The sequence below is a fragment of the Streptomyces lanatus genome (assembly GCF_014655715.1).
Lineage (GTDB): Bacteria > Actinomycetota > Actinomycetes > Streptomycetales > Streptomycetaceae > Streptomyces > Streptomyces lanatus.
The window spans coordinates 262,199-276,845 of record NZ_BNBM01000005.1 but is presented as its reverse complement, the minus strand read 5'-3'; the positions used below and the strand labels follow the sequence as shown (position 1 = coordinate 276,845).

Here is a 14,647-nt window from a genome sequence, read left to right as displayed (position 1 = left end):
GAAGACGGCCATGGCCGATCCCAAGGGTTTCATGACCACCCCCCGCCAGGACTGGCCGCGTCGGCCTGTCGAGGAGCGGGTCGGGGACTGGGACGAGGTGTATGTCCCGGGGGCGTTGCTGCCCATCATCAGCAAGCAGGCCGACCGGTGCATGGACTGCGGCGTCCCCTTCTGCCACGACGCCTGTCCGCTGGGCAATCTGATCCCCGAGTGGAACGACCTGGTGTCGAGGGAGGACTGGCGGGCGGCGGCGGACCGGCTGCACGCGACGAACAACTTCCCGGAGTTCACGGGGCGGTTGTGTCCGGCGCCGTGCGAGGCGGGGTGTGTGCTGGCGATCAATCAGCCGGCGGTCACGATCAAGAACGTGGAGTGTGCGATCGCCGATCGGGCGTGGGAGGACGGGTTCGCCCCGCCTCGGCCGCCGGACCGGCTGTCGGGGCGGACGGTCGCGGTCATCGGCTCGGGGCCCACGGGGCTCGCGGCGGCGCAGCAGTTGACGCGGGCGGGGCACACGGTCGCCGTGTATGAGAAGGACGACCGGATCGGCGGGCTGATGCGGTACGGCATCCCCGAGTTCAAGATGGAGAAGCATCATCTGGAGCGGCGGATCGAGCAGATGCGGGCGGAGGGGACGAAGTTCCGTACGTCGGCGGCGGTCGGGCGGGACATCGGGGCGGCGGAGCTGCGCTCGCGCTATGACGCCGTGGTGGTCGCCACCGGGGCCACCGCCTGGCGTGAACTTCCCGTACCGGGGCGGGAGTTGACCGGCATAGAGCAGGCGATGGCATATCTGCCGCTGTCCAATCGGGTGCGCGAGGGCGATCTGGAGCGGTCGCCCATGTCGGCCGCCGGGAAGCATGTCGTGATCGTCGGCGGCGGGGACACGGGTGCGGACTGTCTGGGTACGGCCGTGCGCGAGGGTGCCGCGTCGGTGACGCAGCTGGACATCTACGCCCAGCCCGGCGCGGAGCGGGACGAGGATGCCGAGCCCTGGCCGACGTACCCGAAGATCTACCGTCTCTCGGCCGCGCACGAGGAGGCACGCGATCTGGAGACGGCGCCCGCGGCGGATGCGGACGCCCGGCTGTTCGCGGCGTCCACGCTCCGCTTCACGGGCGACGCGGATGGGCATGTGCGGTCGCTGCACCTGGTCGAGGTGGACGCGCGGCGCCGCCCGCTGCCGGGTTCCGAGCGCACGCTGCCCGCGGATCTGGTGCTGCTCGCGCTCGGCTTCTCCGGGCCCGACCGGACGGACGGGCTGATCGAGCAGTTGGGGCTGGCGATGGAGCCGCGCGGCACGATCAGGCGGGACGCCGGGTTCGCGACGAATGTGCCGGGTGTGTTCGCGGCCGGGGATGCCGCCCGGGGGCAGTCGCTGATCGTGTGGGCGATCGCGGAGGGGCGGGCGGTGGCGGCGGCCGTCGACCGTCATCTGACGGGGAGTTCGAGGCTGCCGGCACCGATATCGCCGTACGACCGGCCGATGGCGGTGTGACGCGGCGGGCTCGGCCGAAGCGAACCGCCCGGCGCCGGCCTCCTAGCGTCGCTCGTCCGTCCCCGCCACCTTGCCCGTGGCCAGCGCCACCCTGTTCCAAGTGTTGATCGTCATGATCAGGGCGAGGACGTGGGCCAGTTCGGCGTCGTCGAAGTGGGCCGTGGCCTGGGCGTAGACCTCGTCCGGGATGCCTCCGTCGGCCACGAGGGTCACCGCCTCGGTGAGGGCCAGGGCCGCCTGTTCCTTCGCCGTGAAGAAGTGGCGGGCCTCGCGCCAGACGGCGACCAGGTGCAGGCGGTCCTCGCTCTCGCCGGCCTTGCGAGCGTCGTTGGTGTGCATGTGGAGGCAGTAGGCGCAGTGGTTGAGGTGCGAGGCGCGGATCTGGATCAGTTCGACCAGGGCGGGGCCGAGGCCCTCGCGGGCGGCGGCGTCGAAGCCGACGATGGCGCGGAAGACCTTCGGGGCGGACTTGGCGAAGTCGAGGCGGGTGCGGGCGGCTTCGGCCTCGGTGATGCCTTCGGTGATGGCCTCGGCGAGGTCGATGTCGGCAGTGGCGTTGATCGTGTTCGTCGTCGTCATGTGCATCAACCTACAGGTCGTAAAGACCTGCCGTAGGGTGCATTTCCATGGCTGAATCGTGGGTCAATTATGCGGAGCGGATCGGTGCCGACCTGCACCTGGACCTCGCCGCGGCGCCGGGTCCGGGCGGGCGGCGGGCCGCCCTCATCCGCGCCCTGCGCGAGGCCGTATGCAGCGGGCGGCTCGCGCCCGGCACCCGGCTGCCGCCGTACCGTTCGCTCGCCGCCGACCTCGGGATCGCCCGCAACACGGTGGCCGACGCGTACGCCGAGCTGGTCGCCGAGGGCTGGCTCACCGCCCGGCAGGGCTCGGGGACGAGGGTCGCCGAGCGAGCCGAGCCCTTGAAGCGCGCCCAGCCAGTGATCCGCCGGGCACCCCCACGCGCGCGTGGGCCTCGGCATGATCTGCGGCAGGGCACGCCGGACGCGTCGGCGTTCCCGCGTGCGGCCTGGCTGGCGTCCTATCGGCGGGCACTCCAGCAGGCGCCGAATGAGGTCTTCGGGCCGGGCGATCCCGCCGGGCGGCTCGAACTGCGGGAGGCGCTCACGGAGTATCTGGCACGCGCGCGTGGTGTGCGTACCGAGCCGGGCCGGATCGTGATCTGCTCGGGCTTCGCGCACGCCCTGCGGCTGCTCTTCGGAGACGGGGTGCTGCGCGGCCCGCTGGCGGTGGAGGCGTACGGGCTGGGCTTCCACCGGGAGCTGCTCACGGCGGCGGGCGTACGGACCGTACCGCTGCCCCTCGACGAGGACGGCGCCCGCGTCGACCTGCTCGCGCGCGAGCGTGCCGTGCTGCTCACGCCGGCGCATCAGTTCCCGACCGGCGGGCCGCTGCACGCCGAGCGCCGCTCCGCCGTGATCGACTGGGCACGCGCGCGTGGCGGCGTGGTGCTGGAGGACGACTACGACGGGGAGTTCCGCTACGACCGCAAGCCCGTCGGCGCCGTCCAGGGCCTGGATCCCGAGCGGGTCGTCTTCATCGGCTCGGTCAGCAAGAGCCTGTCGCCGGCGCTGCGGCTGGGCTGGATGGTGCTGCCGGAGCGGTACGTCGGCGACGTGCTCGCGGCGAAGGGCGAGCGCGAGGCATGGGCGAGCGTCCTCGACCAGCTGAGCCTCGCCGACTTCATCGTCTCCGGGGCGTACGACCGTCATGTACGGCGCATGCGGCAGCGGTACCGGAGCCGCCGCGACCGCCTGGTGGCCGCGCTCGCCGAGCACGCGCCGCACATCGAGGTCACGGGTGTGGCCGCAGGGCTCCACGCGGTGCTGCGGCTGCCGCCAGGCACCGAGCGGTCCACGGTCAAGGCGGCCACCTGGCAGGGTGTCGCCCTGGACGGTCTCGCCGAGTTTCGGCACCCGGAGGCCACGGAAGCGGACATGCCGGTCCGCGACGGCATCGTCGTCGGCTACGCCACGCCCTCGGAGCATGCGTACGGGGCGGCGCTGGAGGCGCTGTGCGGTGCGCTGCCGCCGGGTGAGGAGCCGGAGGGCGGGTGAGCGGCGGCCTGCGCCAAGGGATCCCCGTCGATCCTGCCTGCGAAGGAGCCGCCCGCGCCGCGTCCTGCGCGCGGACGAAATGAAGGAGCCGGAGGCTGCTGCCGCAGGACGAGTTGTGCCGACCCGGCATACTGCTGCATTCCGATTTGTTCTCCTATCTGTCCGAAAAGTGGCTTTCGGGTTACATGCAGTCGAACAGGAGTGGGATCATCGGAGCAGGAGGCGTGTCGTAGTCGCACCCGCCCGGGCCGGTAGCGACCCGCCCCCATCCTTCGTTCCGTCGTCAGGCGCAGGGCCACCCCTACGCGTCCCCCCTGTTGGCGGTCGGTCCTGGAGGGTGTTCGATGACGACGCTCGATGAACGTCATGGAGAAGGTGCCCGCGAGGGGGAAGAGCACCGGGGCGACAACGCCTTGAGCCAGGTCGAGGCATACGGCCCGGCCGTGGTCCCGCTCGACCGGCAGCCCGGCAGCCCGCTCCCCCACCTCATGGGTTCCAAGGCCGCGAACCTCGCCCGCGCGGCCCGGGCGGGGCTGCCCGTACTGCCCGGGTTCGTGATCCCGCACCGGGGGAACGGCGACATGGTCGCCCTGCGACGCGCCTGGGACGAGCTCTCACGCGGCGGCACCCGCCCGCTCGTCGTACGGTCCTCCTCGCCCCAGGAGGACACCGAGGAGTCGTCGCTGGCGGGTCAGTTCGACTCGGTGCTCGATGTGCGGGGCTGGCGGGACTTCCTCACGGCCGTCGAGACCGTTCTCGACTCGGCGCACCGGCCCGACGGGTCCACGGCGCCGATGGCGGTGCTGGTGCAGCCCATGCTCGTCGCGCGGGTCGGCGGGGTGATGTTCGGTGCCGACCCGGTGGCGGGGCGGGCCGACCGGATGCTGGTCAGCGCGGTGCGCGGCGGTCCTGACAGCCTGGTCAGCGGCGCGCGGACCGGCACCAGCTACTGGTTGAGCGAACGTGGCCGGCTGCTGCGGATCGAGGCGGCCGAGGAGGGGTCCCTGGTCGAGGCGGTCGAGGCCGGCCCATTGCTGACCCGTGCCGAGCTGTTCCGGCTGGCCCGGCTCGGCCGGCGGGTCCGGAAGGTCTTCGGTGGGCCGCAGGACGTCGAGTTCGGGTTCGATGCGGACGGGCGGCTGTGGCTGTTCCAGAGCAGGCCGATCACCGCGATGGCGTCCCGGCCGGAGCGCGGAGCGCGGTTGCTCGGCCCTGGCCCGGTGGCGGAGACCCTGCCCGAGCAGTTGGCGCCGCTGGAGGAGGACCTGTGGGTGACGCCGATGGCCCGGGGGCTCGCCGCCGCGCTAGACATCGGGGGCACCGCGCCGCGCCGGCTGCTCAGGTCGGTGCCGGTGGTCACGACGGTCGGCGGACGCGCCGCCGCCGACCTGCGCCTCCTCGGCACGGTGCCGCCACGGCACCGCTGGCTGGCCCTGCTCAACCCGGCCCCCGGAGCACGCCGACTCGGCGCGGCCTGGCGGGTCGGCCGCCTCGCGTCCTCCCTGCCCGGTCTCGCGACCGACCTCGTCGCTGACGTCGACCGCCGCCTCGCCGAGATCCCGTCGCCCACCGCGCTCTCCGGCACCGCGCTGGCCGCGGAGCTGCGCTGGACGCGCCGGGTGCTGGTCTCGCTGCACGCCCAGGAGGCCCTCGCCGGCGCCCTCCTCCACGAGCCGCCCAAGAGCCGCACGGCGGCCGGCACGGCCCTCATGGCCCTGGCGGACGCCCGCGCGCGGGGCATGTCCGACGACCAGGTCGTCGCCATGGACCCGGTCGTCCTGGCCCTCACCGCCCCGAGCCTGCACGGCCGGGGACGACTGCCGGACACCACGGTCGGACACGGGGAGCCCGGCCACGCGGCCCTCACCTTCCATGCCGCACCCGCCACCCCCACCACGGGAACCACCGAGACCGACCCCACCCAGCCCCCTCCGGACGCACAGGACACACGGGACGCACGGGACACACGGAACGCACTCGACACACTGGCCCCCCTGACCACAGATCCAACCCCCCTCCCCGCCATCCCCACCCCACAAGCACCCCCCACCCCCACCACCACTCCCATCACCACCACCCGCACCACCACGCCCACCACGCCCACCACCACCCTCACCGCAGTCACCCCCCACCCCCTCATCACCGCCCTCCCACCCCGCGAAGCCCTCCGTCTCCGGGTCCGCTGGGTGCAGGAGCTCCAGGTGCGGATGATCCGTGAGGTGGCGCGGCGGCTGGGGACGGGGGTCGAGCGCGTCGGGCTCCTGCGCTGGCCGGAACTGACCGCCGTACTCAACGGCGCCCGGCTCCCCGACGACCTCCACGAGCGCGTGCCGCGCCCCGCGTCGCCCCCGCTGCCGGACGAGTTCCGGCTCGCGGACGGCCAGGTCGTCGCCGTGGAGCGGGATGCCCGCCGGGGCGACGGGACGCGGGGCGTGTCCGCGGGGCGGGCCGTCGGGACGGTGTGGGACGGGACGGGTCCGCGGCCGGTGGACGCCGTGCTCGTCGTACGGTCCCTCGACCCCGCGCTGGCACCGCTGCTGCCGGGCCTGACCGGACTGGTCGCGCAGACCGGCAGCCCGCTGTCGCATCTGGCGGTCCTGGCGCGGGAGTTCGGGCTCCCCGCGGTCGTCGGCGCCGAGGACGCCGTGCGCCGCTTCCCGCCCGGCGCGCGGCTCACGGTCGACGGGACCGCCGGTGACGTACGGCTGGTCGAGGGGACGGCGGGTGACGTACGGCTGGGGGACGTGTCATGAGGAAGATCGCGTACGCATTCGGAGCGCTGGCAGCGGCCGGCGCGGGCACCTACCTGATCGTCTATCTGTACCGCTGGCAGTGGCAACGCGCGCTGATCTGCGGAGTGTTGCTGCTGATCATCGAGGTGATGCTGTTCGGCCTGGTGACGCTGGGGCGGCTGAGCCGGATCGAGGAGCGGCTGCGTGACACCGATCGGCGGCAGCGGGAGCTGGACGCCCGTCAGGAGGATGTGCTGACGCGGCTGCGTGAGCCGGGCGCCGTCGAGGAGGAGAAGCGGTTCCGGTGGCTGGAGGACCCGGCGGACCGGTCGTACGTCTTCGTGCCGGTCCTGATGGTCGCCGGTGTGGTGCTGTCCGGGCTGGCCTGGGTGGTGCAGAAGGTCGCGTCGGCCACGGCCCGCCCCGCCGAGCGGCGTCTGGCCGGCCGGCTGGCGGTCCTGTCCGCACCCGACCCGGCCGCGCCCGGCGACCTGGAGGACCAGCCCGTTCCAGGTACCGGGTTCCGTCGCCGTACCGTGCGCGTGACCGCGGTCTCGGTCTTCTCCGTCGCGCTGATCGCGGCGCTGGTGGTGGGGCTCGCCAACCTCACCCAGACCCGGGACGAGGAGGCCAACGAGCACCAGGCGACCTCGGTGCTCGTCCAGATCGATCTGCGGGGCGCGGACCTGTCGGCGTACCGGAAGGGGCTGGCCGCGCGGCAGATCTGGGAGAGCTGCCGGGATTCCACGGCCGCACCGCTGCGGCACGCGCCGCTCGGGGACCTGGGGGACGGCCTGTTCGCCGGGGTCGTACGTCCCGCGCTCACCGATCACGACCTGCTGCGGCTGCGCGGTTGCCTGGAGGACGCGACCCTGGAGCACGCCCACCTGACGGTGGTCGCCGTCAATGACGTGGAGTCGGGCGACGACTCACGGTAGCCGCGCGCCACCCCATGAGACGTATCGCACAAAAACGGACGTACCACCCATTGATCACCGCCCCGGGGGTACTCTTCCAAGGCGCCCACCGTCCCCTAGTCCCCCGGGTCGCCCATGGCTGTCCTCTCTGCCACCCTGCCCCGCCCTGCCCTCAGCAAGCGCCCGCTGTCCCGGCGTCTCCTGCGGGTCGCCCTCGGCATCCTGATCGGTTACCTCGCCCTGTGGGCAGCGGGTGCCGGCGGCATCCTGGGGCTGTCGCTCCTGGCCCGTGCGGAGACCCCCGCGCCCGCCGGAACGCGCGCCGTCCAGGGCGTGAACCACTTCCAGCCCGTGGACTCCGACGGCCACCTGTGGCGCGGCTCCGCGCCCTCCCCGGCCGGTTACCGGGCTCTGGAGGGCATGGGCGTCACCACCGTCGTCGACCTGCGCGCCGAGCGCATGAGCGCGGCCGAGCTCGCCGAACCGGGCGATGCGGGGTTGAACGTCGTACGCCTGCCGATCCGTGACGGTCAGACGCCATCGCCGAAGCAGGTGCAGCGCTTCCTCGACGTCGTCTCCACGGCCTCCGGCCCGGTGTTCGTGCACTGTGGCGCCGGTGTGGGCCGTACGGGCGCGATGGCCGCCGCGTATCTGGTGAACACCGGTGAGGAGTCGCCGTCGACCGCGGTCCGGCGCAACCTCGCGGTCGGACCGCCGTCGATCGAGCAGATCTACTACGGGCTGAACCTCAGCCCGGCCGAGGCGGAGCAGCCGCCACTCCCGGTGGTGATCGTCAGCCGCCTGGTGGACGCGCCGCGGCGCATCATGTCGTACTTCTGAGCACGCTGACCGCTCAGGGCCTACGGCTTGCGCCCCACCGCCCCGTACCCGGGAATGACCCCATCGTCCTGCCCGGGCACGGGGTCTCCCAGGTCGGGGTGCCACTGGTGCGGCACCTGGACGCCCGGCGGTACCAGTTCGAGGCCGTCGAAGAAGCGGACGAAGTCCTCGCGGGAGCGCAGGGCCAGCGTGACCCCGGCCGCCTTGAGCTTCTCCGTCGCCGCCTTCGACTCCTCGGGCGTGAAGTCGGCGGTCGCGTGGGTGACCACCAGGTGGCTGCCGGAGGGGAGTTCGGACATCAGCCGGCGGACCAGTTCGTGCGCGCCGTCCTCGTCGGGGACGAAGTGCAGCAGCGCGACGAGGGAGAGGGCCACCGGGCGGGTGAGGTCCAGGACCTTCCTGGCTCCTTCGACGATGGCGTCGGGGTCGCGCACATCGGCCTGCAGATAGTCGGTGGCGCCCTCCTCCGTGCCGCGCAGCAGGGCCGCCGCGTGGGCCAGCACGATGGGGTCGTTGTCGCAGTAGACGACGCGCGCGTCGGGGGCGATGCGCTGGGCGACCTGGTGGAGGTTCGGCTCGGTCGGGATACCGGTGCCGACGTCCAGGAACTGACGGATGCCCTGCTGGGCGAGCCAGCGGGTGGCACGCTGCATGAAGGCGCGGTTGACCCGCGCCATCACCGGGACACGCGGGTCCAGGGCGAGCATCTGCTTGCCCATGGCCTCGTCGACGGGGTAGTTGTCCTTCCCGCCGAGATACCAGTCGTACATCCGCGCGGGATGCGGCTTGCTGGTGTCGATCTCGGTCATAAGGCACTCCGTAAGACGCAATGGATTATCAAGGGACTCAAAGGGCTCAATTGGATCAAGGGGATCAAGGGGCTCAATCGGTCGAGGGGGTTCGAGGGGCTCAAGGGGCTCAAGTGGCTCATGAAAGGAGGAAGTCCGCCTCCCCCGCCTTGGCGCCCTCGATGAACGCCGTCATCTCGTCCGTGGTGTAGATCAGCGCCGGCCCGTCCGGGTCGGTGGACTGACGGACGGCGATCCGGCCGTCGGCGAGTTTCATCGCCTCCAGGCAGTTGCCGCCGTTGCCGCCGCTCCACGGCTTGAGCCAGCCCTCGCTGCCCAAGTCCCGCGCGGGCATGCCGTTGTAGACCGGTATGCGCGGCTTGATGCGATCCATTCACAGCTCCTTGCGGAGATCCCGCAGGATCTCCTTCGTGCGATGTGCCGTAGCGGCCTGCGCCGCCATGCGGTCCATGACCTCGAGATGAGTCGCCACCTCTGCGCGCGCGTCGAGATAGACGGCGCCGGTCAGGTACTCGCTGTAGACCATGTCCGGCAGTTCTGACATGGCAAATCGGAACAGCACGAAGGGCCCGTACGTGCCGGGGTGCGGCCCGTTCGCGAACGGGGCCACCTGCAACGTCACATTGGGCAGCTTCGTGGCTTCCAGCAGCCTGTCGATCTGGGCACGCATCACCTCCGGGCCGCCCACCTGGCGGCGCAGCACGGTCTCGTCCATCACGACCCACAGCCGGGGCGCGTCCTCACGGGTGAGCAGTTGCTGGCGTTGCATGCGCAGGGCGACATGGCCCTCGATCTCATCGGGGCTGGTCTGGCCGATGGCGCCGGACCGCAGCACTCCGCGCGCGTAGTCCTCGGTCTGGAGCAGACCGGGCACGAAGTGGGGTTCGTACGAGCGGATGAGGGCGGCGGCGCCCTCCAGGCTGACGTACATGGAGAACCAGCCGGGCAGGATGTCGTGGAACCGCTGCCACCAGCCGGGCTTGTTGGCGTCCTCGGCCAGCAGGACGAAGGCTTCGGCCTCCTCGTCGGAGATGCCGTAGGCCTTCAGGAGCAGCTGGAGGTACGGGATCTTGAGCGCGACCTCGGCCATCTCCATACGACGGACCGTGGCAGGGGCCACGCGGAGGACGCGCGCGGCCTCCTCGCGCTTGAGCCCTGCGCGTTCCCGCAGGTCGAGCAGGCGCCGACCCAGGACGACCTGGCCGACCGTCGGCGCGGACCGTGGCTCGCTCACGCTCCACCTCCACGAAATGAATCCTTGTGAATCCCTATACGTCCCTGCACATCTCTGCACGCTTCCGCGGATCTCTACATCCCCGCAGACCGACTGAATCCTGACAGATGGACCCAATCCCGGCAGACCAACCGAACGCCGACAGGCGGACGGCGCCATTCGAAGACCTATTCGAAGATCGCGGTGGATCTCCGATGATCCCAACTGGCGCCGTTCGACATGCTGTTGCGAGCAGTGTGCCACGGCCTTCCAGAGAGTCACACAGCACTCTGCATTTTTCAGAGTGACACTTGCCAAGTGTTCACGGCGGGGCGATAGTGGCAAGCGTGATTCCGTCCCCGCCCTTAGGAACAGACGCCACTGTGGTCCCCCACGACCTCGGTGCCACCTCGGGAGCAGGCCCCCAGCGGGGCATGGCTGCCGAGCGCCGGTTCCGGTTCGAGCTGGCCGCGCATCCGGGTTCTCCCGCGCAGGCCAGACGTCTGACCCGGGCGCGACTGAACGGTTGGTCGGTGTGCGAGGACACCTGTGACACGGCGGCTCTGGTCGTGTCCGAGCTGGTCACCAACGCCATCGTGCACACCGCCAGCGAGCACATAGTGTGCGAATTGCACGACGGCACCGATCTGGTGCGCATAGCCGTGCGCGACGAGGGCTGCGCCCCGGGTGAGCCCCACCCGGCCGCCGCGCGCCCCGAGGACGAGCACGGCAGGGGACTGCTCCTCATAGACGCCCTGTGTCATGCGTGGGGGGCCCAGGAGCACGGCTCCGGGCTGGTGATCTGGGCCGATCTACAGCGACGGGCCACTCTCGGCGGCGACGCCGGGCCGTACAACGACCTCGGCTGGGGCTCACGCCCGAAGCCGGGTCCGCCCGGGGTCCCGGGCGACGAGGACGAAGCGCAGGCCGGACACGACAGGGGAGCGGGATCCGCATGGCTGTGAGCGGCGCGTCCGGCGGCGGTCAGGCACTCAGCCTGGACACGCTGGTCCGCTTCCGCCGAGCCATGCCCACAGCCGCCGCCCCGCGTCGCCTGCCCGTTCCGGAGGGGATGACAGCTCCCCTGGGCTGCGACGCGGTGGCGGTCCCCGCCCGCTTCGGTCCACTGGTCCTGCCCCGGCTGCCGCGCGTGGGGTGCGTGTACGCCGACGAGGCGCACTGGTGGTGGATCGTCCCGTCCGACTCCGACTACGCGCTGCGGTGGCCGGAGTCGGTGCGCTATCTGACGGGGGCCGTGGTGCTGGACGCCCCGCGGCTGATACACCGGCCGGACGGGACGGTGCCGTACACGCCGCCGATTCCGCTGTATCTGGCGTTGTGCAGGGTCACGGGGACCACGCCGACCTGGACCGACCAGCTGAGCGCGTAGGGGGCGGCGCCGGTTCAGGGCGTACGACTCCGTAGCGGCCCGCCCTCCCACACCCCACCCCCCGCTCCCCCTCCAGGGCGTACGCCCGCGCGCACCCCCCACCCCCACCTACGCTCTCCCCCGGACGCCCCCGCCCCGCCATAGTGGCCCTCCGTCGAGACGGCCGGTCGGGGGAGGGTGCGTGGTGGGGAAGAAGCAGGGCGCCGGGGAAGCGCGGGTGTCGGAGTCGGAGCGGCTGCTCTTCGGGGGTCCCCTGCGCTACGACATGGGGTGGAACCAGCACCGGGACGCCTTTCTGGAGCTGAGCCTGCGGGCCATGGTGCGCCGGCTGCCGTCCCTGCTGGCGTCGAGCTTCCGGCTCGCCTGGCAGGCCGACCGGAGGGCCGCGCGGACCGTGCTGGCGGCCGAGGTGGGCCGAGGGCTCGCGCAGGCGGTCGGGCTGCTCGCCGTGAACAGCGTGCTCGGGCGGCTGATCGAGGGCGGGGAACTGGAGGGGCGGTTACGGGGTGCCGCACCCGCGCTCGTCGCCATGGCCGCCGTCATGGTCGTATCCACACTGCTGCGGGCCGCGTCGACGTACGCCACCGGGCGCCTTGAGCCCAAGGTGGAGCGCGTGGCGACCGAGCTGTATCTGGAGCGGGCCGCCGCCGTGGAGCTGGCCGCGATCGAGGACCACGCCTTCCACAAGCTGCTGGACACCGCGCAGTACGGCGCCGCCTCCGCCCGCCGCATGATCTCCTACAGCGCCCGTGTCGTGAACGCCGCCATCTCCCTGATCGCCGCGGCCGGTGTGCTCACGGTGCTGCACCCCGCCCTGCTGCCCCTCCTCGCCACCATGACGCTGCCCAGCGCCTGGAGCGCCCTGACCAACGCCCGGCGCCGCTACGAGTCCTTCCACACCTGGGTGCAGCACGCCCGCGCCGGCCATCTGATCAGCGGCCTGCTGACCGAGCCCGCCGCCGCGCCCGAGATCCGGGTGCATGGTGTGGGGCCGTTCCTGCTGCGGCACTACCGGGCGATGTCGGAGACGGCGGAGGCGGAGCAGGCCCGGCTGGCCCGGCTCGCGGCCCGTACCGGGCTCATCGCGGCGGCGTGGACGGGGCTCGCGACCGTCGCGACGTACGCCACGCTCGGCGGACTGCTGCTCGCCGAGGCGATGGCCCTCTCCGTCGCCGGTACGGCCGTCATCGCCATCCGCACCGGATCCGCCAGCCTCGACACCCTCGTCCTGGAGGTCAACGCGCTCCATGAGGAGGCCCTCTTCGTGGGCGATCTGCAGCGGCTCTACGTCGAGGCCGCCGAACGGGCGATCCCGGTCGGCGGCGCCGCCCTCCCGGACGACCCCCGGGAGATCCGCTTCGAGAACGTCAGCTTCTCCTACCCCGGCGAGTCCGCCCGCCCCGCCCTCGACGACGTCACCCTCTCCCTCCCGCTCGGCCGGATCGTCGCGCTGGTCGGCGAGAACGGCTCCGGCAAGACCACCCTGGTCAAGCTGCTCGCCGGGCTCTACACCCCGGACCGCGGCCGCATCCTCTGGGACGACGTCGACGCGGCGACCGCCGACCGGCATCAACTCGCCGAGCGCATCGCGATGGTGGCGCAGGACTTCAAGCGCTGGCCGTTCACCGCGCGGGTCAATGTGGCCGTGGGCCGTTCCTCCGCGCCCCTCACCGAGGAACGTCTGGCGACGTCGGTCGCCGAGGCCGGGGCGGAGGAGGTGGTGGCGGATCTGCCGCGCGGCCTGGACACCCTGCTGGCCCGCCAGTTCAACGGGGGGCACGAGCTGTCCGGCGGTCAGTGGCAGCGGCTCGGGATAGCGCGGGCCGCCTACCGGCGGGGCCGCATCCTCATCGTGGACGAGCCGACGGCGGCCCTGGACGCACGGGCCGAGCTGGAGGTCTTCGAGAAGATCCGCGCCCTGGCCTCCACCGGCCAGACGGTCGTCCTGATCACGCACCGGCTGGCGTCCGTCCGCCATGCCGATCTGGTGGACGTCCTCGACCAGGGCAGGCTCGTGGAGTCCGGCACACCCGAGGAACTCCTCGCCACCGGCGGCGTCTACGCCGAGCTGTACTCGCTGCAGGCCGAGCAGTTCACCGCGCCGAGGGCGAGCTGACCGACGCTCACGCGGCGGCGTCGGCCGCGCCGTCGCCGCGCACGATCACCAGGAACGCGTCCGTCGCGAGGTCCATGACGACCTCGGCGGGCAGCCCTTCCATGCGCCGCGCGGCCGCGAACTCCTCCGCCGGCCACGATCCCCGCGGCCCACCCGCGGGAAAGCGTTCGAGCACTGTTCGCCCGTTCACCATCCTGACCTCCGATAAGCGTCGTACTTGTAGGAGTTAACGCCTGCCGGAGGTGAATCGCCTCGCTCGGTGACGGGACTGAGACGTAGTTGACACGGATTCAACGCGGTGAGTGAGCACCCACTCACCCTCGATGATCAGCCATGACCCTCCGTGTCACTCCTCGTACTCGTCGTGATACCGCACCCGCTCACTGCCCGCAGGCGCCCCAAGGGCCGACGCGCGCCCCTTGGGTTCCTCCCACTCCTCCTGCCGGCCCAGCGCGGTGAGATCCAGGAACCCGGTGGTGGAGCCCAGCCCGTCCAGGCCGCGCTCATAGGTCGAGTAGGTGTGGAAGACCCGGTCCCGGTCCCGCAGGAAGCAGCTGACGCCGGGCCGCTCCACCGGCTCGCCCTCGTGCTCCAGGGTCACCTCGAAGTCCCGGTTGAAGTCGGTGCCGTACGACGAGTACCAGGGCAGCGTCCACCCCATCCGCGCCTTGAACGGCAGGATCTTCGTGAACGGCGCCCGGGACACAGCCACGAGCGTCGTCCCGCGTGCCTTCAGATGCGCCAGGTGCCCGATCTGATCCAGGAACCCGGAGCAGCTGCGGCACCCGGCGTCCCACTCCGGCGCGAACATGAAGTGATAGACGACGAGTTGCTGCCGCCCCTCGAAGAGGTCGAGCAGCGTGGCCTTGCCGTCGCCGCCCTCGAAGATGTACTCCTCCTCGACCTCGACCATGGGCAGCCCGCGCCGCTCGGCATTGAGGGCGTCACGCGCGCGTGTGGCCGCCTTCTCCTTGACCAGCAGTTCCTCACGCGCCGCGCGCCACCGCGCACGCGAGACGATCTCCGGAAGCGACATGGGCGCCCCTCCTGATACGAC

Annotated in this window: 14 protein-coding genes; 8 read left to right on the top strand and 6 right to left on the bottom strand. The window is 71.9% G+C overall.

Annotation, left to right across the window (positions count from 1 at the left end; all coding sequences use genetic code 11):
- Positions 1–10: 10 nt before the first annotated feature.
- Positions 11–1,498, top strand: coding sequence for a glutamate synthase subunit beta (locus IE325_RS16110; RefSeq protein ID WP_190070582.1), 1,488 nt, complete (start codon positions 11–13; stop codon positions 1,496–1,498).
- A 42-nt stretch (positions 1,499–1,540) separates the two neighbouring features.
- Here IE325_RS16110 and IE325_RS16105 read toward each other — a convergent pair whose 3' ends face one another.
- A complete protein-coding gene (locus tag IE325_RS16105) occupies positions 1,541–2,077 on the bottom strand; it encodes a carboxymuconolactone decarboxylase family protein (RefSeq protein WP_190070581.1) in 537 nt (178 codons plus the stop codon).
- A gap of 47 nt (positions 2,078–2,124) precedes the next feature.
- Here IE325_RS16105 and pdxR point away from each other — a divergent pair, with 47 nt between their 5' ends.
- The 4 genes from pdxR to IE325_RS16085 all read left to right on the top strand — a co-directional run bounded on the left by pdxR (position 2,125) and on the right by IE325_RS16085 (position 8,062).
- Complete coding sequence (gene pdxR, locus IE325_RS16100) at positions 2,125–3,573, top strand: MocR-like pyridoxine biosynthesis transcription factor PdxR (protein ID WP_190070580.1); 1,449 nt, start codon at positions 2,125–2,127, stop codon at positions 3,571–3,573.
- A 344-nt stretch (positions 3,574–3,917) separates the two neighbouring features.
- The gene (locus IE325_RS46640) at positions 3,918–6,326 is read left to right on the top strand and encodes a PEP/pyruvate-binding domain-containing protein (protein ID WP_190070579.1); all 2,409 of its coding nucleotides are present in this window, start codon (positions 3,918–3,920) and stop codon (positions 6,324–6,326) included.
- Positions 6,323–7,243, top strand: coding sequence for a hypothetical protein (locus IE325_RS16090; protein WP_190070578.1), 921 nt, complete (start codon positions 6,323–6,325; stop codon positions 7,241–7,243). Before IE325_RS46640 ends, IE325_RS16090 begins: the two co-directional genes overlap by 4 nt.
- Before the next feature lie 114 nt (positions 7,244–7,357).
- Positions 7,358–8,062, top strand: coding sequence for a fused DSP-PTPase phosphatase/NAD kinase-like protein (locus tag IE325_RS16085; RefSeq protein WP_190070577.1), 705 nt, complete (start codon positions 7,358–7,360; stop codon positions 8,060–8,062).
- A 20-nt stretch (positions 8,063–8,082) separates the two neighbouring features.
- On the opposite strand, the gene IE325_RS16080 is transcribed toward IE325_RS16085, so the two are convergent.
- From IE325_RS16080 to IE325_RS16070, 3 genes are all read right to left on the bottom strand, one after another.
- On the bottom strand, positions 8,083–8,871 hold the full coding sequence (locus IE325_RS16080; RefSeq protein WP_190070576.1) for an SAM-dependent methyltransferase: 789 nt from the start codon (positions 8,869–8,871) through the stop codon (positions 8,083–8,085).
- Positions 8,872–8,989: 118 nt separating this feature from the next.
- The gene (locus IE325_RS16075; protein ID WP_190070575.1) at positions 8,990–9,244 is read right to left on the bottom strand and encodes a DUF397 domain-containing protein; all 255 of its coding nucleotides are present in this window, start codon (positions 9,242–9,244) and stop codon (positions 8,990–8,992) included.
- The gene (locus tag IE325_RS16070) at positions 9,245–10,105 is read right to left on the bottom strand and encodes a Sco1979 family transcriptional regulator (protein WP_190070574.1); all 861 of its coding nucleotides are present in this window, start codon (positions 10,103–10,105) and stop codon (positions 9,245–9,247) included.
- Between the two features lie 317 nt (positions 10,106–10,422).
- Between IE325_RS16070 and IE325_RS16065 the strand changes: the two genes are divergently transcribed.
- The 3 genes from IE325_RS16065 to IE325_RS16055 all read left to right on the top strand — a co-directional run bounded on the left by IE325_RS16065 (position 10,423) and on the right by IE325_RS16055 (position 13,590).
- On the top strand, positions 10,423–11,049 hold the full coding sequence (locus IE325_RS16065; protein ID WP_190070573.1) for an ATP-binding protein: 627 nt from the start codon (positions 10,423–10,425) through the stop codon (positions 11,047–11,049).
- Positions 11,040–11,474, top strand: coding sequence for a hypothetical protein (locus IE325_RS16060; protein ID WP_190070572.1), 435 nt, complete (start codon positions 11,040–11,042; stop codon positions 11,472–11,474). Before IE325_RS16065 ends, IE325_RS16060 begins: the two co-directional genes overlap by 10 nt.
- A 265-nt stretch (positions 11,475–11,739) precedes the next feature.
- Positions 11,740–13,590, top strand: coding sequence for an ABC transporter ATP-binding protein (locus tag IE325_RS16055; protein ID WP_373315180.1), 1,851 nt, complete (start codon positions 11,740–11,742; stop codon positions 13,588–13,590).
- Positions 13,591–13,597: 7 nt separating this feature from the next.
- On the opposite strand, the gene IE325_RS16050 is transcribed toward IE325_RS16055, so the two are convergent.
- The gene (locus IE325_RS16050) at positions 13,598–13,780 is read right to left on the bottom strand and encodes a DUF8839 family protein (RefSeq protein WP_190070825.1); all 183 of its coding nucleotides are present in this window, start codon (positions 13,778–13,780) and stop codon (positions 13,598–13,600) included.
- Positions 13,781–13,936: 156 nt separating this feature from the next.
- Positions 13,937–14,626 carry a DUF899 domain-containing protein gene (locus IE325_RS16045; protein WP_190070571.1) on the bottom strand — a complete coding sequence of 230 codons (690 nt, stop codon included), beginning with the start codon at positions 14,624–14,626 and terminating at the stop codon, positions 13,937–13,939.
- Between the last annotated feature and the right edge of the window lie 21 nt (positions 14,627–14,647).

Bases quoted from the DNA above. Each gene is read 5' to 3' on its own strand.
- IE325_RS16075 (WP_190070575.1), bottom strand. From the start codon at position 9,244: ATGGATCGCATCAAGCCGCGCATACCGGTCTACAACGGCATGCCCGCG.
- IE325_RS46640 (WP_190070579.1), top strand. From the start codon at position 3,918: ATGACGACGCTCGATGAACGTCATGGAGAAGGTGCCCGCGAGGGGGAA.
- pdxR (WP_190070580.1), top strand. From the start codon at position 2,125: ATGGCTGAATCGTGGGTCAATTATGCGGAGCGGATCGGTGCCGACCTG.
- IE325_RS16060 (WP_190070572.1), top strand. From the start codon at position 11,040: ATGGCTGTGAGCGGCGCGTCCGGCGGCGGTCAGGCACTCAGCCTGGAC.
- IE325_RS16090 (WP_190070578.1), top strand. From the start codon at position 6,323: ATGAGGAAGATCGCGTACGCATTCGGAGCGCTGGCAGCGGCCGGCGCG.
- IE325_RS16080 (WP_190070576.1), bottom strand. From the start codon at position 8,871: ATGACCGAGATCGACACCAGCAAGCCGCATCCCGCGCGGATGTACGAC.
- IE325_RS16105 (WP_190070581.1), bottom strand. From the start codon at position 2,077: ATGACGACGACGAACACGATCAACGCCACTGCCGACATCGACCTCGCC.
- IE325_RS16110 (WP_190070582.1), top strand. From the start codon at position 11: ATGGCCGATCCCAAGGGTTTCATGACCACCCCCCGCCAGGACTGGCCG.
- IE325_RS16045 (WP_190070571.1), bottom strand. From the start codon at position 14,626: ATGTCGCTTCCGGAGATCGTCTCGCGTGCGCGGTGGCGCGCGGCGCGT.
- IE325_RS16085 (WP_190070577.1), top strand. From the start codon at position 7,358: ATGGCTGTCCTCTCTGCCACCCTGCCCCGCCCTGCCCTCAGCAAGCGC.
- IE325_RS16055 (WP_373315180.1), top strand. From the start codon at position 11,740: ATGGGGTGGAACCAGCACCGGGACGCCTTTCTGGAGCTGAGCCTGCGG.